Annotated in this window: 16 protein-coding genes; 9 read left to right on the top strand and 7 right to left on the bottom strand. The window is 57.5% G+C overall.

The genetic code is table 11. From position 1 onward, the window contains the following. Nucleotides 1–116 precede the first annotated feature (116 nt). Nucleotides 117–1181 carry an AI-2E family transporter gene (locus BFV67_RS16100; protein WP_008501636.1) on the top strand — a complete coding sequence of 355 codons (1065 nt, stop codon included), beginning with the start codon at nt 117–119 and terminating at the stop codon, nt 1179–1181. A gap of 83 nt (nt 1182–1264) precedes the next feature. Here the strand turns inward: BFV67_RS16100 and bcp are convergent, their stop codons facing one another. Next, the gene (bcp, locus tag BFV67_RS16095) at nt 1265–1735 is read right to left on the bottom strand and encodes a thioredoxin-dependent thiol peroxidase (RefSeq protein ID WP_008501635.1); all 471 of its coding nucleotides are present in this window, start codon (nt 1733–1735) and stop codon (nt 1265–1267) included. Beyond that, nucleotides 1735–2304: a glycine cleavage system transcriptional repressor gene (locus BFV67_RS16090; RefSeq protein WP_008501634.1), complete on the bottom strand. Its 570-nt coding sequence runs from the start codon at nt 2302–2304 to the stop codon at nt 1735–1737. Before BFV67_RS16090 ends, bcp begins: the two co-directional genes overlap by 1 nt. Nucleotides 2305–2449: 145 nt before the next feature. On the opposite strand from BFV67_RS16090, the gene dapA reads away from it, so the two are divergent. The 6 genes from dapA (at nt 2450) to ypfH (ending at nt 8907) form a co-directional block, all read left to right on the top strand. Then, nucleotides 2450–3328 (top strand): 4-hydroxy-tetrahydrodipicolinate synthase, encoded by an 879-nt coding sequence (dapA, locus tag BFV67_RS16085; RefSeq protein ID WP_008501633.1) that lies wholly within the window; start codon nt 2450–2452, stop codon nt 3326–3328. 16 nt (nt 3329–3344) lie between these two features. Then, on the top strand, nt 3345–4379 hold the full coding sequence (bamC, locus tag BFV67_RS16080) for an outer membrane protein assembly factor BamC (RefSeq protein ID WP_008501632.1): 1035 nt from the start codon (nt 3345–3347) through the stop codon (nt 4377–4379). Nucleotides 4380–4488: 109 nt separating this feature from the next. Then, entirely contained in the window at nt 4489–5202 is a 714-nt protein-coding gene (gene purC, locus BFV67_RS16075; protein ID WP_008501631.1) for a phosphoribosylaminoimidazolesuccinocarboxamide synthase, read from the top strand. 120 nt (nt 5203–5322) lie between these two features. Further along, nucleotides 5323–6192, top strand: coding sequence for a KPN_02809 family neutral zinc metallopeptidase (gene ypfJ, locus BFV67_RS16070; protein ID WP_008501630.1), 870 nt, complete (start codon nt 5323–5325; stop codon nt 6190–6192). Continuing rightward, nucleotides 6192–8138, top strand: a complete 1947-nt coding sequence (locus BFV67_RS16065; protein WP_069598657.1) for a tRNA(Met) cytidine acetyltransferase TmcA — start codon at nt 6192–6194, stop codon at nt 8136–8138. Before ypfJ ends, BFV67_RS16065 begins: the two co-directional genes overlap by 1 nt. Before the next feature lie 73 nt (nt 8139–8211). Next, nucleotides 8212–8907 (top strand): esterase, encoded by a 696-nt coding sequence (ypfH, locus tag BFV67_RS16060; protein ID WP_023344650.1) that lies wholly within the window; start codon nt 8212–8214, stop codon nt 8905–8907. 39 nt (nt 8908–8946) lie between these two features. Here ypfH and BFV67_RS16055 read toward each other — a convergent pair whose 3' ends face one another. The 3 genes from BFV67_RS16055 to BFV67_RS16045 are packed head-to-tail and all read right to left on the bottom strand — an operon-like array spanning nt 8947 to nt 10657. Next, nucleotides 8947–9144: a YpfN family protein gene (locus BFV67_RS16055; protein WP_014171111.1), complete on the bottom strand. Its 198-nt coding sequence runs from the start codon at nt 9142–9144 to the stop codon at nt 8947–8949. Between the two features lie 24 nt (nt 9145–9168). After that, entirely contained in the window at nt 9169–10296 is a 1128-nt protein-coding gene (dapE, locus tag BFV67_RS16050) for a succinyl-diaminopimelate desuccinylase (RefSeq protein WP_008501626.1), read from the bottom strand. A gap of 10 nt (nt 10297–10306) precedes the next feature. Continuing rightward, nucleotides 10307–10657: an ArsC family reductase gene (locus BFV67_RS16045; RefSeq protein ID WP_008501625.1), complete on the bottom strand. Its 351-nt coding sequence runs from the start codon at nt 10655–10657 to the stop codon at nt 10307–10309. A gap of 387 nt (nt 10658–11044) precedes the next feature. Between BFV67_RS16045 and ypfM the strand changes: the two genes are divergently transcribed. After that, a complete protein-coding gene (gene ypfM, locus BFV67_RS24250; RefSeq protein ID WP_015572204.1) occupies nt 11045–11104 on the top strand; it encodes a protein YpfM in 60 nt (19 codons plus the stop codon). A 109-nt stretch (nt 11105–11213) separates the two neighbouring features. Here ypfM and acrD read toward each other — a convergent pair whose 3' ends face one another. After that, nucleotides 11214–14327, bottom strand: coding sequence for a multidrug efflux RND transporter permease AcrD (gene acrD / locus BFV67_RS16040; RefSeq protein WP_008501624.1), 3114 nt, complete (start codon nt 14325–14327; stop codon nt 11214–11216). A 153-nt stretch (nt 14328–14480) separates the two neighbouring features. After that, a complete protein-coding gene (narQ, locus tag BFV67_RS16035) occupies nt 14481–16163 on the bottom strand; it encodes a nitrate/nitrite two-component system sensor histidine kinase NarQ (protein ID WP_069598967.1) in 1683 nt (560 codons plus the stop codon). Between the two features lie 152 nt (nt 16164–16315). On the opposite strand from narQ, the gene aegA reads away from it, so the two are divergent. Further along, a complete protein-coding gene (aegA, locus tag BFV67_RS16030) occupies nt 16316–18295 on the top strand; it encodes a formate-dependent uric acid utilization protein AegA (RefSeq protein WP_069598656.1) in 1980 nt (659 codons plus the stop codon). Nucleotides 18296–18328: the final 33 nt, after the last annotated feature.

Genomic DNA, 18328 nt, shown 5'->3' with positions numbered 1-18328 from the left:
CCATTCATCAGGCTTTTGCGGATTGCGATCGGGATACAAAAAGCGAAAGTCTTTTTTGTGACAGTTAGATACAATTCACCCTCTCACTCCCGCCATTCGATTCAGGGAAGGGTTGTATGCTCGAAATGTTAATGCAGTGGTACCGGCGTCGGTTCAGCGACCCGGAAGCCATTGCTTTGTTGGTTATTCTGGTCGCCGGGTTCGGTATCCTGTTCTTCTTCAGCGGCCTGCTCGCCCCTCTGCTGGTAGCGATTGTGCTGGCGTACCTGCTGGAGTGGCCAACGGCGCGCCTGGAGAATATTGGGTGTTCCCGCCGCTGGGCGACCAGCATCGTGCTGGTGCTGTTTGTCGGCATTCTCCTGTTGATGGCCTTTGTGGTGATGCCGGTAGCCTGGCAACAGGGAATTAACCTGATCCGCGATATGCCCGGCATGCTGAATAAGCTTTCTGATTTCGCCGCCACGCTGCCGCGCCGTTATCCTGCGCTGATGGATGCCGGGATTATCGACGCGATGGCCGAAAATATGCGCGCCCGCATCATGACGATGGGCGATTCGGTGGTGAAGTACTCTCTGGCGTCCCTGGTCGGACTGCTGACGCTGGCGGTTTACCTTGTCCTCGTGCCGCTGATGGTCTTCTTCCTGGTGAAAGATAAAGACCAGATGCTCAACGCCGTACGCCGTATTCTGCCGCGCAACCGCGGGCTGGCGGGGCAGGTCTGGGAAGAGATGAATCAGCAGATCACCAACTACATTCGCGGCAAGGTGCTGGAGATGATTGTGGTGGGGGTCGCCACCTGGATTGGCTTCCTGATTTTCGGCCTGAACTACTCGCTGCTGCTGGCCGTGCTGGTCGGATTTTCGGTTTTGATCCCCTACATCGGCGCGTTTGTGGTGACCATTCCGGTGGTTGGCGTGGCGTTGTTCCAGTTTGGGCTGGGTACCGAGTTCTGGAGCTGCTTCGCGGTGTATCTGATTATTCAGGGGCTGGACGGTAACCTGCTTGTACCGGTGCTGTTCTCCGAAGCGGTGAACCTGCATCCGCTGGTGATTATCTTATCGGTGGTGATTTTCGGCGGGCTGTGGGGATTCTGGGGCGTGTTCTTCGCCATTCCGCTGGCGACGCTGATTAAAGCGGTCGTCCACGCGTGGCCGGATGTGCCGGCGGTAGAAGAGCAGTAAGTTTTGCCGGGTGGCGCTGCGCTTACCCGGCCTATTTATCCTTGTAGGTCGGGTAAGGCGAAGCCGCCACCCGACACTCACTTTCAGGCACTTTCTTTCAGCCAGTTCAACACCACGTCGTGGTGGTTGCTGGTTTTGAAGTCGTCAAACACGTGTTCAACTTTACCGTCGGCGTCAATCAGGAAGCTGATGCGGTGAATACCGTCGTAGGTTTTACCCATAAACGTCTTCTCGCCCCAGACGCCGAACTGCTCGCATACCTGATGATCTTCGTCAGAAAGCAGCGTGAAGTTCAGCAGCTCTTTTTCAGCAAATCGTGACAGCTTTTCTGGTTTATCGGTGCTGATACCCAGCACTTCCACGCCGACTTTTTTCAACTCATCCATGTTATCGCGTAAGCCGCAGGCCTGTACGGTGCAGCCGGGGGTCATGGCTTTCGGGTAGAAATAGACCAGAACACGCTGTCCCTGGAAGTCGGTCAAATTTACTTGCTCGCCGTCTTGATCCGGTAAGCTAAATTTCGGTGCGATGTCACCGGCTTTCAGTGGATTCATTACTCAACTCCATCCTGTTCGTGCTGCGAATAATTGACGACGCTTATACTGCCCTGCGCGTTTAATTCTGTACAGAGGGCTTTGAACGCTTGCTCGATATTTGACGCATCCTGTGACGCAGGACTGTGCGCGGTAATTTGAATAAAGAGCGTGGGAACCGTGCTTGCGTCGCCCGGCTGTGTGCGGGAAACGAGCTCGGCGATGTTCATCTGATGGCTGTCAAACAGCGCGGTGAAGCGCTCAATCAGATGTGGAGAATCAGGCACTTCAACCTGCACCCAGACGGTAGCGGGCATGGCCGGGCGAGGGCGCGCGGTGGTGCGCTTCATGACGATCAGCAAATCCAGCTCGGCGCCTTTCAGCGGCAGGGTCGATTCAATCAACGTGATGGCGTTCCATGTCCCTGAAAGCAACATAATGAATGTGAACTCTTCGCCGAGCATGGCCAAACGGCTGTCTTCAATATTACAGCCGCAACTGCTTACGTGGCGGGTGATGGTGTTCACGATACCCGGCCTGTCGGCACCCAGCGCAGTGATAACCAGGTAATGTTGTGATGAGGTTGTCAAACCTGTTCTTCCTTTGCATGGTTAAGTCTTCCTAAGGAAAGCATAAAAAAAACATGCATACAACCGCCTGAGGGCCTCAGGTCGCTTGCTTTTATTACAGTTCCAAACGTACCATTGAGACTCTTGTTCGCACAGAGGATGGCTCATGTTCACGGGAAGTATTGTCGCGCTTGTAACACCGATGGATGAAAAAGGTAACGTCTGCCGGTCTAGCATGAAGAAGCTGATTGATTACCATGTCGCCAATGGAACCTCGGCGATCGTTTCGGTAGGGACTACCGGTGAATCTGCAACGCTGAGCCACGACGAGCACGGCGATGTGGTTATGCTGACCCTGGAACTGGCTGACGGACGTATTCCGGTCATCGCGGGCACAGGCGCGAATGCCACCGCAGAAGCGATCAGCCTGACTAAACGTTTTAACGACAGCGGCATTGTCGGCTGTCTGACGGTGACCCCTTACTACAACCGTCCTACTCAGGAAGGTTTGTTCCAGCACTTCAAAGCCATCGCTGAACATACTGACTTGCCACAAATTCTGTATAATGTGCCGTCCCGTACCGGTTGCGATATGCTGCCGGAAACCGTTGGTCGTCTCTCGGAAGTCAAAAATATTATCGGTATTAAAGAGGCGACAGGGAACTTAAGCCGCGTTCATCAGATCAAAGAGCTGGTTTCAGACGACTTTATCCTGTTGAGCGGTGATGATGCGACCGCGCTGGACTTTATGCAGCTCGGTGGCCATGGCGTGATCTCCGTAACGGCAAACGTTGCGGCACGCGACATGGCTGAAATGTGCAAACTGGCCGCGGCCGGTCACTTTGATGAAGCGCGTGTCATAAATCAGCGTCTGATGCCGCTGCACAATAAATTATTTGTCGAACCCAATCCGATCCCAGTGAAATGGGCATGTAAGGAGTTGGGGCTTGTAGCAACCGACACGCTGCGTCTGCCAATGACACCGATTACCGACCACGGTCGTGATATCGTCAGGGCAGCGCTGAAACATGCCGGTTTGCTGTAAAGTTTAGGGAGATTTGATGGCTTATTCAGTACAGAAGTCGCGCCTGGCGAAGGTTGCGAGTGTTTCGCTTGTTATGCTGCTCGCTGCCTGTAGTTCAGACTCGCGCTACAAGCGCCAGGTGAGCGGTGATGAATCCTATCTGGATGCGACCCCGCTTGCTGAACTTCACGCACCGGCTGGTATGATCCTGCCGATTCAGAACGGCGATTATAATATTCCCGTGACCAACGGCAGCGGCCTGGTCGGTAAAGCGCTTGATATTCGTCCACCAGCACAGCCTCTGGCGCTGGTGAGCGGGGCGCGTACCCAGTTCACCGGTGATACGGCATCTCTGATGGTTGAGAGCGCGCGCGGTAGCACCCTGTGGCCGCAGGTTGTCAGCGTCATTCAGGCGAAGAACTACACCATCGATAAACGCGATGATGCCAGCCAGACGTTAACCACCGACTGGATCGAATGGAACCGTCTGGATGAAGACCAGCAGTACCGCGGTCGTTATCAAGTCTCCGTTAAACCACAGGGTTATCAGCAGGCGGTTAACGTTAAGCTGTTGAACCTGGAGCAGGCGGGTAAACCGGTTGCGGATGCCGCATCCCTGCAGCGTTACAGCACCGAAATGCTGAACGTGATTGCCGCAGGCCTGGATAAAAACGCGACCGATGCTGCCAACGCCGCGCAGAGCCGCAACGGTGTGACCTTCGATGTCCAGAGCGGCGCGGATGATACCGGCCTGCCAATGCTGGTGGTGCGTGCACCGTTTAACCAGACCTGGCAGCGTCTGCCAGCGACGCTGGAAAAAGTGGGCATGAAAGTGACCGACAGTACCCGCTCAACCGGCAGCATGACGGCAACCTATAAGCCGCTCTCCGACAGCGCGTGGCAGGAACTGGGCGCGAAAGATCCTCAGCTTGCCTCCGGTGACTACAAGATTCAGGTCGGTGACCTTGATAACCGCAGTAGCCTGCAGTTTATCGATCCAAAAGGTCACACGCTGACCCAGTCGCAGAACGATGCGCTGGTCGCTGTCTTCCAGGCAGCATTCAGCAAATAAATACGAGGGCTGGTGAATCCAGCCCTTTTTATTTTCGTGCTACGCAAACGTGTGCGTGGCATAATATCCCCAGTTTTGAACACAAATCATCACACCAGGAGTAATGAAGATGCAGAAGCAAGCTGAGTTGTATCGTGGCAAAGCGAAGACCGTATACAGCACGGAAAACCCGGATCTGTTGGTGCTCGAGTTCCGCAATGATACGTCAGCAGGGGATGGCGCGCGCATTGAGCAGTTCGATCGTAAAGGCATGGTGAACAACAAGTTCAACCACTTCATTATGACCAAACTGGCCGAAGCGGGTATCCCGACTCAGATGGAAGCGTTGCTGTCCGATACGGAATGTCTGGTGAAAAAACTGGATATGGTTCCGGTTGAGTGCGTTATTCGTAACCGTGCGGCGGGCTCCCTGGTGAAGCGTCTGGGCATTGAAGAAGGTATCGAACTGAATCCACCGCTGTTCGATCTGTTCCTGAAAAACGATGCCATGCACGACCCGATGGTCAATGATTCCTACTGCGAAACCTTCGGCTGGGTGAACAAAGAGAACCTGGCGCGCATGAAAGAGCTGACCTACAAAGCCAACGACGTGCTGAAAAAATTGTTTGATGACGCGGGCCTGATCCTCGTCGACTTCAAGCTGGAGTTTGGTCTGTTCAAAGGCGAAGTGGTGCTGGGCGATGAGTTCTCTCCGGACGGTAGCCGCCTGTGGGACAAAGAAACCCTGGATAAAATGGACAAAGACCGTTTCCGTCAGAGCCTGGGTGGCCTGATTGAAGCGTACGAAGCGGTTGCTCACCGTTTAGGCGTTAAGCTCGACTAACTCCCTCACTTGCCAAAGGATGTTCGCATCCTTTGGCGTCTTACCTTTGTTTCCTATGGTAATCTTGCCGTTAACCGCCTACGATCATAGCTATTATAAATGGAATAGTTAGAGGTGGTTATGCGCTGGCAAGGGCGTCGTGAAAGTGACAATGTAGAAGACAGACGCAGTGATGGCGGCGGCGGTCCTTCCATGGGCGGACCGGGCTTCCGCTTACCCAGCGGCAAGGGCGGTATCATTCTGCTGATTGTGGTGCTGGTCGCGGGCTATTACGGCGTCGATCTCACCGGGTTAATGACCGGTCAGCCGCTGCAACAGCAGCAGCATTCTCAGCGCTCCATCAGCCCGAATGAAGATGAAGCGGCCAAATTTACCTCCGTGATCCTCGCCACAACGGAAGACACCTGGGGTCAGCTGTTTGAGAAGATGGGGCGTACCTACCAGCAGCCGAAGCTGGTGATGTACCGGGGCGCAACCCGCACCGGATGCGGCACCGGACAGTCCGTGATGGGGCCGTTCTACTGCCCGGCGGACGGCACCGTCTATATCGATCTCTCTTTTTACGATGACATGAAACGCAAGCTTGGCGCTGATGGCGATTTTGCCCAGGGCTACGTGATCGCGCATGAAGTCGGCCATCACGTGCAAAAGCTGCTGGGAATTGAGCCAAAAGTGCGCCAGCTCCAGCAAAATGCGTCGCAGGCTGACGTGAACCGCCTGTCCGTTAAAATGGAGCTGCAGGCGGACTGCTTCGCGGGCGTCTGGGGCCACAGCATGCAGCAGCAGGGCGTTCTGGAATCCGGCGATCTTGAGGAGGCGCTGAATGCCGCTCAGGCGATCGGTGACGACCGTCTTCAGCAGCAGAGCCAGGGGCGCGTCGTGCCGGACAGCTTCACTCACGGTACCTCGCAGCAGCGCTACAGCTGGTTTAAACGCGGTTTCGACAGCGGCGACCCGGCGCAGTGTAATACCTTCGGTAAAGCGATGTAATGCTGGCGTTTGATCAGCAGATACGCGAGCTTGAGCGCACCGGCCATCGTCGGCTGGTGGTGCTCAGCGGTGAGACGCAGTGGACGTTGAGTCAGGCGGCTGACCTGCGTAATACCCTGCCGGGAGACTGGCTGTGGCTGGATGACAATCCCTCTAAAACCCTCAGCGGACTGCTGGGACGCGAATACCTTCACGCCGTTTTTGACGCGCGCGCCGGGTTTGACGTCTCAGCCTTCGCCGCGCTCAGCGGGACGCTGCGCGCCGGAAGCCTCCTGGTGCTGCTGGTTCCTCCGCTTGCTGACTGGGCCGAGAGGCCAGACAGCGATTCTTTGCGCTGGAGCGACAGCGCGGAGCCGATCGCCACTCCACACTTTGTGCACCACTTCTGCCGGACGCTTGCCGCCGATTCGGATGCGATTGTCTGGCAGCAGCATCGTCGTTTGTCCGTTCCCGTTACGCCGGATTTACCCGACTGGCAGCCTGCCAGCGGCGCACCGCAGCGCGAGCAGGCGGAGATCCTCGACGCGCTTCTGACCATGCCTGCGGGCATCGCTGCCGTAACGGCACCGCGCGGGCGCGGAAAGTCAGCGCTGGCGGGGATGCTGCTCAATAGCATTCAGGGGAGTGCGGTGGTCACGGCACCGGCTAAAGGGGCAACGGATGTCATTGCGCGCTTTGCGGGCGAGCATTTCCACTTTATGGCCCCGGATGCGCTGCTGGCCTCCACGCTGCAGGCCGACTGGCTGATTGTCGATGAAGCGGCTGCCATCCCGGGTCCGCTGCTGGAGAAGCTGGTGACGCGCTTTTCGCGCGTATTATTAACCACCACGGTGCAGGGCTATGAAGGGACGGGCAGGGGGTTCCTGCTGAAGTTCTGCGCCCGTTTCAGCGGACTGCGGCATTATGCCTTATCGACCCCCATTCGCTGGGCCGCCGGATGTCCGCTTGAGCGGTTCGTGGCAAATGCTCTGTTATTTGATGATGCGCTTATCGACCGCAAACCGGAAGGCGACGTGCGTATAACGCCGCTGGCGCCGCGGATGTGGGAGAGCGACCCGGCACGCGTGGCAAGCGTATATGAACTGCTGTGTGCTGCACACTACCGCACGTCACCGCTCGATTTACGCCGGATGATGGACGCGCCCGGCCAGCACTTTGCTGTTGCCGGGACCGAGGCTGATATTGCAGGCGCGCTCTGGCTGGTGGAAGAGGGCGGGTTGTCACCGGAGCTTAGCCGCGCCGTGTGGGCGGGATACCGGCGTCCACGCGGGAATCTCGTGGCGCAGTCGCTGGCGGCGCACGGCGGCTCTCCGCTCGCGGCGACGCTGAAAGGGCGACGGGTTAGCCGCATTGCGGTTCACCCCCTGCGCCAGCGGGAAGGCATCGGGCAACGGCTTATCCGTAGCGCCAGCGGAGAAGATTATCTGTCGGTGAGTTTTGGTTATACCGACGAGCTGTGGCGTTTCTGGCAGCGGTGCGGGTTTGTGCTGGTGCGGATGGGGAGCCATCGGGAAGCCAGCAGCGGCTGCTACACGGCGATGGCGCTGCTACCGCTGAGCGAGGCCGGGCGTCGGCTGTGCGCGCAGGAACATCACCGTTTATGCCGGGATATGCGCGTCCTGTCGGCCTGGAACGGTGAAAAGATCCCGGTGGACGACGGCTGGGAAGCTACCCTTAATAGTGATGACTGGCGGGAGCTGGCGGGGTTTGCTTTTGCCCATCGCGCGTTTTCAACCTCGGTTGCCGCGCTGACGCGGTTGTTGCTCACCGTTGATATGCCGCTTCCGGCCCTGCGGGGGAAACTAGCAGGGAAAACGGATGAGCTCGGGCGAAAAGCGTTGCTGGCAAAGCTGCGCTCTGAAACCGCGCAAGCGCTTGAAAGCCTTGATTATCCCCGCTGCCAGCAGTTGAAGGAAGCCATTTTGCAATGGCAATTTTTTCAATGACTTCTTCAGTAAAGTGGCATGGTCATTCCCGCCGGGAGGCGTAGAATCCAGGTCATCTATTAAGGAGACCACCATGAAACATGACCATTTTGTTGTTCAAAGCCCTGACAAACCGGCTAAACAGTTACTGCTTCTGTTTCATGGGGTTGGCGATAATGCCGTCAATATGGGGCAGATTGGCAGCTGGTTTGCGCCCGTTTTCCCGGAAGCGCTGATTGTCAGCATCGGCGGCGTAGAGCCATGCGGCCCGAACGGGCGCCAGTGGTTCTCGGTTCAGGGCGTGACGGAAGAGAACCGTCAGGCGCGTATCGACGCCATCATGCCGGCCTTTATCGACGTCATCCGTTACTGGCAGCAGCAGAGCGGCGTAGGAGCCGAAGCGACCGCGCTGATTGGCTTCTCGCAGGGGTCAATCATGTCGCTGGAAAGCGTAAAGGCGCACCCGGGTCTGGTGTCACGGGTGATTGCGTTTAACGGCCGTTTTGCGACGTTACCGACAAGCGCAACCACGCAAACCACGATCCACTTAATCCACGGCGGTGAAGACCGGGTGATTGAGCTCTCGCATGCGGTTGCTGCCCAGGAAGCGCTGATGCGTGAGGGTGGGGATGTGACGCTGGATATCGTTGACGATCTGGGCCACGCCATTGACGACCGCAGCATGCAGTTTGCGCTTGACCATCTGCGCTATACCGTACCGAAGCACTACTTTGATGAAGCGCTCAGCGGCGGTAAGCCGGATGACGATGATATTGTTGAGTTTATGTGATTCTTCCCCCTCTCCCATGGAGAGGGGGAATCGGATCGATTACTTCTTCTGATCCTTCTTCGGCCAGTCGTCGTCATCGTCCCACTTGTCGTTGAAATCACGGTGCGGGGGAAGATCCGGCTTGTTGGCGAGAAATTTTTTATGGTCCACGCGCTTAAGGTCTTTAATCACGTTAAGCAGTACGCCGACCAGAAAAACCAACACCAGAATCCACCAGTACTTTGAAAGCCAATCCATTCGCTATTCCTCTCAGAGCGTTCGTCAGGCGACGATTTGCTCCATAATACGTTGATACATACGGGCCAGCAGTTGTAAATCTGCCGCATTGACACACTCATTTATTTTATGAATGGTTGCGTTCACTGGCCCCAGTTCGACAACCTGAGCACCCATACGGGCGATAAAGCGTCCGTCTGAGGTGCCACCCGTTGTCAGCAGCTGTGGCTTAATTTCATTATAGTGCTCGATGGCGTTCACCACCGCATCCACCAGTTTGCCACGCTGCGTCAGGAACGGCTGGCCGGAAAGCCACCACTCCACGGTGTAGCGCAGCTGATATTTTTCCAGCAGGGCGATAACGCGCGCCTTGATCATCTCATCGGTCAGTTCCGTGCTGAAGCGGAAGTTGAACTGGACGACGTAATCCCCCGGGATCACGTTATTGCTGCCGGTACCGGCCTTGACGTTCGCAATCTGCATGCTGGTCGGCGGGAAGAACTCGTTGCCCTTATCCCACTCAATCGCCACCAGCTCGCTCAGCATTGGCGCGGCGCGGTGAACCGGGTTATCGGCCAGATGCGGATACGCAACGTGGCCCTGCACACCGTGAATGGTCAGGTTACAGGTCAGCGAGCCACGGCGTCCGTTTTTGACGACGTCACCCACCACTTCGGTGCTGGACGGCTCACCGACCAGACAGTAGTCGAGACGCTCGTTGCGGGCCATCAGCGCTTCAACGACCTTCACGGTACCGTTGTGCGCGCTGGCTTCTTCGTCGGAGGTGATCAAAAACGCGAGACGGTTTTTGTGGTTGGGATGCTGCGCCACAAAGCGCTCTGCCGCCACGACCATCGCCGCCAGAGAGCCTTTCATGTCTGCCGCGCCGCGACCAAACAGCATGCCATCGCGAATGGTCGGCTCAAACGGCGGGTTAATCCAGCGGTCCGCGTCACCGGCGGGAACGACGTCAGTATGCCCGGCGAAGGCCAGCGTTTCGCCCTGTCCGCGCCACGCCCAGAAGTTCTGGGTATCGCCAAAATCCATGCGTTCAACGGTAAAACCGATGGCACGCAGGCGTTCAATCATAAGAGCCTGACAACCTGCGTCGTCCGGGCTAAGGGAAGGACGGCGAATAAGCTGCTGAGTCAGCTCAATGACCGGGCATGACATAAACTACACCTCAACGAAAAAAGTCGGAATAAAGGGTTTCACTGAAACCCAGCAGCATAGGCTGCCCTGGCGCGCAGAGCAATGGGCGTTTGATAATTGCCGGCATCTCGAGCATCAGTTTTGCCGCGCTGTCGGCATCGGTGATGCTGGCGCGCAGAGAGTCGTCCAGTTTACGCCAGGTGGTGCCGCGGGTGTTCAGCAGGGCTTCCCAACCCAGTTCGCGGATAGCGCTATGCAGAAATTCTGCATCGAGCCCGTCGGCACGGTAATCGTGGAAGCGGTACTCCACGCTGTTAGCGTCCAGCCAGCGGCGGGCTTTTTTGATGGTGTCGCAATTTTTAATGCCGTACATCACAACCATGGTGAATCCTTTTGATGTTCTGATAATTAAATGTTCAGTAAATTCGAAGATATATCCTTAAGTGGAATATAACACATTCAGGAATTGTCTGGATTAATACGTCTTCTTAATTCGACTCACAACTGTACGCTGAATATTCTTTCATCATTTAAGCATAGATGTCCATTAACTTTAAAAATCCAATAAACTCAGCAAATAAAATAAAACTCACCCGTTCGTAGGGTTATTTCAAAATATTGCTGGCCGTCACAAAAAATTGAGGGCTCTCCGTTCATATTTATCATAAATCCCCGCAGGACGTAGGGTACAATCACAGCAATTGGTTAAATAGTCTTCACAATGATGGTACGTTTTTGTAGAATGCGCATAATAATAAGAGAGGTTGTTATGATTGAACGTGAACTGGGGAACTGGAAAGATTTTATCGAAGGCATGCTTCGTAAATGACATTCAGTAAGAATTGCAAGAGCACTAAAATAAGTAAAATAACACATAGTGTGAATTAATCACACAGTAAAAAGGCGGCCGATAAAGCCGCCTTTTTTATTTCAACCACTTACTCAGGACGTTCCTTTAGCGGGAAGCGGCGACGCACCAGTACAAAGAACAGCGGAACGAAGTAAATGGCCAGGATGGTGGCCGAAATCATGCCGCCCATCACCCCCGTGCCGACGGCATGCTGGCTGCTGGAACCTGCACCGGTGCTGGTCGCCATCGGCAGTACACCAAAAATAAACGCCAGCGAGGTCATCAGGATCGGACGCAGGCGCTGACGGCAGGCGTGCAGCGTGGCGGCCATCAGCTCGTGGCCTTTGGCATTCATCTCGTTAGCAAACTCAACGATCAGAATGGCGTTTTTCGCCGACAGCCCAATGACGGTGAGCAGGCCCACCTGGAAGTAGACATCGTTCTCCAGGCCGCGCATCCACGTTGCGAGCAGCGCACCGATAACCCCAAGGGGCACGACCAGCATGACCGAGAACGGGACCGACCAGCTCTCATACAGGGCGGCAAGGCAGAGGAAGACCACCAGCAGAGAGAGCGCGTAAAGGGCGGGGGCCTGCGCCCCGGAGAGACGCTCCTGGTAAGACATGGCCGTCCACTCGAGACCAAAACCGGCGGGCAGCTGTTGCACCAGTTTTTCCATGGTGTCCATGGCGGTACCGGTGCTGACGCCCGGCGCGGCTTCCCCGACGATTTCAACCGCAGAGTAGCCGTTATAGCGTTCCAGGCGTGGCGATCCGCTCTCCCAGTGCGAACTGGCAAAGGCGGAGAACGGCACCATGCCGCCAGCATTATTTCTGACAAACCAGCGGTTAATATCATCCGGCAGCATGCGGAACGGCGCGGCGGACTGGACATACACTTTTTTCACGCGGCCGCGATCCATAAAGTCATTCACATAGCTCGACCCCCACGCCGTTTGCAGGGTGTCGTTGATATCGTTGATCGACACACCCAGCGCCTGCGCCTTACGCTGATCGATATCAACCTGAAGCTGCGGGCTGTCGTCGAGGCCGTTATGGCGAACGCGGGTCAGGCCGGGATCGTTGCCTGCCAGCGCTAACAGCTTATCGCGTGCGGCCATCAGCGCCGTGTGGCCCGCCCCGGCGTGATCCTGCAGCTCCATATCAAACCCGGCTGAACTGCCCAGGCCGCTTATCGCCGGTGGGCTGCTGGCAAAGACGCGCGCTTCTTTGATGTGCGCAAAGGCTTTTGTCGCACGTTCAATGATGGCAAACGAGGTGCCCGTCCGGGTATCGCGTTCGTCCCAGTCCTTCAGGCGGACAAACATGCGGGCAACGTTCTGCCCGTTTCCGCCCGGGCCGGAACCGACGGTGGAGAAGACCGAGACAACGTTATCTTTCTCTTTGGTGAAGAAGTACTGCTCCACTTTCTGCACCACTTTAAGCGTCTGCTGCTGCGTTGCGCCGCTCGGAAGCTGCACCGAGGTGGTGAACATCCCCCGGTCTTCCATCGGCAGGAACGAGGTGGGCAGGTGCAGGAACAGCCACACCATCCCGCCCAGCAGCACAACGTAAATCATCATCCAGCGCAGGCTGCGGTGCAGTACGCGACCAACGGCAGATTCATAGCGCGCGGCGTTGCGGTTGAACATCCGGTTAAACCAGCCGAAGAACCCTTTCTGCCCGTGATGCTCCCCTTTGTGCAGCGGTTTCAGAATGGTGGCGCACAGCGCGGGGGTGAGGATCAGCGCGACCAGCACGGAGAGCACCATCGCCGAGACGATGGTGATCGAGAACTGGCGATAAATCGCCCCGGTGGTGCCGCCAAAGAAGGCCATCGGGATAAAGACGGCCGACAGCACCATCGCAATCCCGACCAGCGCCCCCTGAATTTGCCCCATGGACTTGCGCGTCGCCTGGCGCGGAGAGAGCCCTTCTTCGCTCATGATGCGCTCGACGTTTTCAACCACCACGATGGCATCATCCACCAGAAGGCCGATCGCCAGCACCATCGCAAACATCGTCAGGGTATTAATGCTGTACCCGAAGGCGTAGAGCACCGCAAAGGTCCCCAGCAGCACCACCGGGACGGCAATGGTGGGGATCAGCGTCGCGCGGAAGTTTTGCAGGAACAGGTACATGACCAGGAACACCAGCGCGATGGCTTCGAGCAGAGTCTTCACCACGTCCTCAATGGAGGCTTTTACGAAGGAGGTGGTTTCATAGGCGACTTTGTACTCCAGCCCGTGCGGGAAATACTGCGACAGCTCGTCCAGACGGTCTAATACCAGTTTTGCCGTCGCCATTTCGTTCGCGCCGGAGGCCAGCTTAATCCCCAGACCGGAGGCCTGATTGCCGTTAAAGCGGCTCAGGTAGTCGTATTTCTCCGCCCCCATTTCCACCGTGGCGACATCGCCCAGACGCACTTCCGACCCGTCCTGATTCACGCGCAGGGTGATATTGCGGAACTGGTCCGGCGTCTGCAGCAGGGATTGCGAATTAATGGTGGCGTTCAGGGCTTGCTTATCAACGGAAGGCGTTCCCCCCAGTTGCCCCACGGCAATCTGGGCGTTCTGGGCTTTGATAGCATCCGTCACGTCGGTCGCCGTCATCTGGTAGCTGTTCAGCTTGTTGGGATCGAGCCAGATACGCATGGAGTACTGTGAGCCGTAGGCATCGATATCCCCGACGCCGTTGATACGGCTGATGGGATCCTGAATATTACTGGCGACGTAGTCCGCGATGTCCTGTTTATCCATCGAGCCATCTGTCGAGACAAAGGCGATGGTCAATATGTTGGTATCGCCGGTTTTACGCACGGTCACGCCCTGGTTTTGCACCGCCTGGGGCAGCTTGCGCATGGCCGACTGCAGCTGGTTTTGTACCTGCTGCACCGCTTCGTCCGGGTCGGTGCCCGCCTTAAAGCTCAGGGTGACCGTCGCCTGTCCCGTGGCGCTGCTTTGTGAGGACATGTACATCAGGTTATCCAGACCCGTCATGTTTTGCTCGATAACCTGCGTCACGGTATTTTCCAGCGTCTGAGCGGACGCGCCGGGGTAGTTTGCGGTGACGCGCACGTTCGGCGGTGCCAGGTCGGGGTATTGCTCAACGGGAAGTGACGTAATCGCCAGGACACCTGTCAGACACAACAGGATGGCAAGCACCCAGGCAAAAATGGGGCGATCGATGAAAAAATTCGCCATGAAAGTGTGACCTCGTTTTGCTGCACGTCATTATTGTTTATTGCCCGCATAACTTTAGCGGTAAGGCCCAGGTCAAACGTGGAGAAATAAAGGAGATAGTGTAAATTATCATGCGCTTTTCCCTGCGCTTCCCTCTTTACCGTTATTTACCCGTTAACGGCAAAGGGCCGGGAACGTCACGCTGACCAGCGTGCCGCCGTTTTGCGGCTGTGAAAAGTGCAGCACTCCTCCAAGCCGCTGCGCGCGTTCGCGCATAATGTTCAGACCGTAGTGTCCCGGCGGCTCGCTGGCCTCGCCAATCCCGATGCCGTTGTCGCGAATGCTGACGCTGTGCGTACCGTCCGCTGCGGTCACGCAGCTCACGGTGATCTCGCTGGCCTGCGCGTGCTTAATGGCGTTCAACACCGCCTCACGCACGATCTGTAACAGGTGCACCTGCTTTTGCGCGTCGAGCGCCAGCGAGGAGAGGCGGCAGTCGAGATGCAGTTTCGCCTGCGTCTGGCTCTGCAGGGCATCGAGTGACTCCTGCAGCGCCGCGGGTAAATTCGCGTGGTTCAACGTCAGGCGGAAGGTAGTCAGCAGCTCGCGAAGCTGCTGCCAGGCGTTGTTCAGCTCGCGGGAGAAATCGGTAATGATGGTCTGCGCCGGGGTGTTGTCCTCCGGCACAGCGCGTTTGAGCAGCGCAAGCTGAATGCGCAGATACGACAACACCTGCGCCAGCGAATCGTGCAGCTCGCGGGCAATGGTGGCGCGCTCTTCCATCAGCAGCAGCTGCTGGTAATGCTTTTGCGCCTGGTTAAAGTACAGCCCGCGCCCGAGCATGGTCGCCACGCTTCTCATCAGCGGAAGGGGGACGCTGTCCGCCTCGCTTTGCCAGCGCAGCTCGCCATAGAGCGTGTCCTGCATCAGTACCGGCAGGTTTTGCAGAGGGATACCCTCAGCCTCCGTCCCTTCGCATAGCCGCCAGTCGTCGCTGGTGCGCAGTTCCAGATAATTCATCTGCGTATAGTCATGGACAATCTGCAGGATATGCCGGAAACAGTGGCTGTCAATCTGGCCGGTATTGAGCGCCTGCGAGCACTTGAACAGCATGTCGAGCTGCTGGTGGGCTTCGTGCAGGTGCCGCGTCTTTTCCGCAACCGAGGCTTCGAGCGAACGGTAAAGCGTATCGAGCTCGGCTGACATGTGGTTAAAGGCGCGCGAAAGCTGCCCCAGCTCGTTCGGCAGGGCGCTATCCGGCGCAGGGGTGGCAAACTCGCCGCGCTCAATGCGTTCGCTGGCCGCCACCAGGTTGTTTAGCGGCAGCACCACCTGGCGACGGATGCGTCGCAGGGTAAACAGCGTCAGCAGCAGGATCCCGAGTGCGCCAGCCAGCGAGAGCAGGGTGACCGTTTGAATTTTATGTTCGGTGTAGTGCTGGAGGGCGAGCACAAAGGCATCAATGCGGCCCACAAAATCCTCAATATTGCGTTGATACCACGCGCTGTCGCCGCGGGCGATATGCGCATCCATCTCCTGCCAGGCCACATGCAGTTGCTGATAGCGTGCTTTCACATTGTCGGGGACGTACCAGCGATCCAGCTTCTGCAGGGCAGGCGCGCCGAGCGTCTGTTGCCAGCTCTCGCGATGTGCCGCAAGGGAAGGGCTGTTTCGCTGCATCTCGTAGCCCAGACGATAGCTCTGCATGCGCAGTGAGCCAGCGATGTTGATGGCTTCGGCATCGCGCTGGCTGCTTGCCAGCGTCAGCAACGCGACGGTGCTGCTGAGTACGGATAGGGCAATGATCGAAAAGAAAGCCCAGGCAAGGCTTCCGGAAACGGGTCGTTTAACGGTCACAGAACGGCTCTCTGAATAAAATTGATCTGCCACAGGTTCACTGGAAATAATTGGGCGCTTCAGGCATTTGAACATTGCCCGAACGCACCGTGATGCGTAAATACCATACTCTTATAAAGAGAAAGGTTATTGAACCAAAAACAGGTGTGGTTATGAATCGTTTTATTATGGCTAACAGCCAGCAGTGCATTGGGTGTCGCGCCTGCGAAGTCGCCTGCGTGATGGCGCACAACGATGAGCAGCATGCCCTGAGCGAGCGCCATTTTCATCCCCGTATCACGGTCCTGAGATCCGGCGAGAAGAGCCACCCCGTGACCTGTCATCATTGCGAAAATGCACCCTGCGCGCAAAGCTGCCCGAACGGCGCCATCAGCAAATGCGATGACAGCGTACAGGTGAATCAACAAAAATGCATCGGCTGTAAGGCCTGCGTGGTGGCCTGCCCGTTTGGCACGATGGAGATTATCGTCACTCCGCTCGACAATGGCAGCGTGAAGGCCTCGGCGAATAAATGCGATCTCTGTCTGACGCGTCCACACGGCCCGGCCTGTATCGAAAATTGCCCGGCGGATGCCCTCTCCCTGGCGACGCCCGCCGCGCTGGAAAACCTGGCGAAATCGCGCCGACAGCGCACGGCCTGCCTGGAGGCACAGCCCTGGCATGGTGCCGAGGCCGTCAGAGTGGACGCGCCGCGTACCAAACTGCAGCAGATGCAAACGACCCCGCCCCGCGGCGAGCCCGACAAGCTGGCTGGCGCAGAGCGCGTGGGCCATTTTAACGAAATTTACCTGCCGTTCCGGGCCGAACAGGCCGCCCGCGAGGTGTCGCGCTGCCTGAAGTGCGGAGAGCACAGCATTTGCGAATGGACCTGCCCGCTACACAACCACATCCCGCAGTGGATTGAGCGCCTCAACGCGGGGGATATCACCGGCGCGGCCGAGCTTTCTCATCAGACCAACTGTTTACCTGAAATTACCGGTCGCGTCTGCCCGCAGGACCGGTTATGCGAGGGAGCCTGCACGCTTCGTGACGCGGCGGGGGCCGTGACGATAGGCAACATCGAGCGCTACATCTCCGATCGGGCGCTGGCGATGGGCTGGCGGCCGGATATGTCCGCCGTCACGCCGTCAGGTAAACGTGTCGCGATTGTCGGCGCGGGGCCCGCCGGGCTGGCGTGCGCCGACGTGCTGGCGCGCCGCGGCGTGAGCGTGACGGTCTATGACCGGCATCCGGAGATCGGCGGTTTGCTGACCTTTGGCATCCCGGCATTTAAGCTCGATAAATCGCTGCTCGCGCGGCGCAGAGAGATCTTTACCGCGATGGGGATCCGCTTCGAGCTGAACTGCGAGGTGGGCCAGGACGTGTCGATGTCGCAGCTCAAGAGCGATTACGACGCCCTGTTTATTGGCGTGGGTACCTATCGTTCGATGAAGGCGGGTATCCCGAACGAGGATGCGCCAGGGGTCTACGACGCGCTGCCTTTCCTGGTAGGCAACACGCGGCATGTTATGGGGCTGGAGGCGACGGCCAGCGAGCCGTTCATCGACACCCGTGGCCTGAACGTAGTGGTGCTGGGTGGAGGCGATACCGCGATGGACTGCGTCCGCACGGCGTTACGTCACGGCGCGGCGACGGTCACCTGCGCCTATCGTCGGGATGAGGCCAACATGCCGGGCTCGAAGAAAGAGGTGCAGAACGCCAGAGAAGAGGGGGCGTCATTTGAGTTTAACGTCCAGCCGGTTGAGCTGACGCTGGATCCGAACGGTAAGGTCAACGGTATCCGGATGCTGCGTACCGCGCTCGGTGAGCCGGATGCGCAGGGGCGTCGTCGGCCCGTTCCGGTGGCGGGCAGCGAGTTTGTGGTGGCCGCGGATGCAGTCATCATGGCGTTTGGCTTTAATCCGCACGCGATGCCGTGGCTGCAGGCGCAGGGGGTTGAAACGGACGACTGGGGGCGGATCGTGGCCTCGGTCGAGAGCCGCTACCGTTATCAGACAACCAACCCGCAGATCTTCGCCGGGGGCGATGCGGTACGCGGCGCGGATCTGGTCGTCACCGCGATGGCGGAAGGGCGTCATGCCGCGCAGGGGATACTCGACTGGCTGGGATTGGATGTACCACAACATCATTAATCCGGCGGACGACAAAGCGGGATTCACGGCGTA

This window comes from Enterobacter roggenkampii (assembly GCF_001729805.1).
In the GTDB taxonomy this organism is placed as follows: domain Bacteria; phylum Pseudomonadota; class Gammaproteobacteria; order Enterobacterales; family Enterobacteriaceae; genus Enterobacter; species Enterobacter roggenkampii.
Note: the sequence above shows the minus strand (reverse complement) of the source record. Positions and strands in the feature narration are given on the sequence as shown.

What these genes read in the sequence shown, in the direction of transcription:
- BFV67_RS16100 (WP_008501636.1), top strand. Translation starts at nt 117, where the DNA reads ATGCTCGAAATGTTAATGCAGTGGTACCGGCGTCGGTTCAGCGACCCG.
- bcp (WP_008501635.1), bottom strand. Translation starts at nt 1,735, where the DNA reads ATGAATCCACTGAAAGCCGGTGACATCGCACCGAAATTTAGCTTACCG.
- dapA (WP_008501633.1), top strand. Translation starts at nt 2,450, where the DNA reads ATGTTCACGGGAAGTATTGTCGCGCTTGTAACACCGATGGATGAAAAA.
- bamC (WP_008501632.1), top strand. Translation starts at nt 3,345, where the DNA reads ATGGCTTATTCAGTACAGAAGTCGCGCCTGGCGAAGGTTGCGAGTGTT.
- purC (WP_008501631.1), top strand. Translation starts at nt 4,489, where the DNA reads ATGCAGAAGCAAGCTGAGTTGTATCGTGGCAAAGCGAAGACCGTATAC.
- ypfJ (WP_008501630.1), top strand. Translation starts at nt 5,323, where the DNA reads ATGCGCTGGCAAGGGCGTCGTGAAAGTGACAATGTAGAAGACAGACGC.
- BFV67_RS16065 (WP_069598657.1), top strand. Translation starts at nt 6,192, where the DNA reads ATGCTGGCGTTTGATCAGCAGATACGCGAGCTTGAGCGCACCGGCCAT.
- ypfH (WP_023344650.1), top strand. Translation starts at nt 8,212, where the DNA reads ATGAAACATGACCATTTTGTTGTTCAAAGCCCTGACAAACCGGCTAAA.
- BFV67_RS16055 (WP_014171111.1), bottom strand. Translation starts at nt 9,144, where the DNA reads ATGGATTGGCTTTCAAAGTACTGGTGGATTCTGGTGTTGGTTTTTCTG.
- dapE (WP_008501626.1), bottom strand. Translation starts at nt 10,296, where the DNA reads ATGTCATGCCCGGTCATTGAGCTGACTCAGCAGCTTATTCGCCGTCCT.
- BFV67_RS16045 (WP_008501625.1), bottom strand. Translation starts at nt 10,657, where the DNA reads ATGGTTGTGATGTACGGCATTAAAAATTGCGACACCATCAAAAAAGCC.
- acrD (WP_008501624.1), bottom strand. Translation starts at nt 14,327, where the DNA reads ATGGCGAATTTTTTCATCGATCGCCCCATTTTTGCCTGGGTGCTTGCC.
- aegA (WP_069598656.1), top strand. Translation starts at nt 16,316, where the DNA reads ATGAATCGTTTTATTATGGCTAACAGCCAGCAGTGCATTGGGTGTCGC.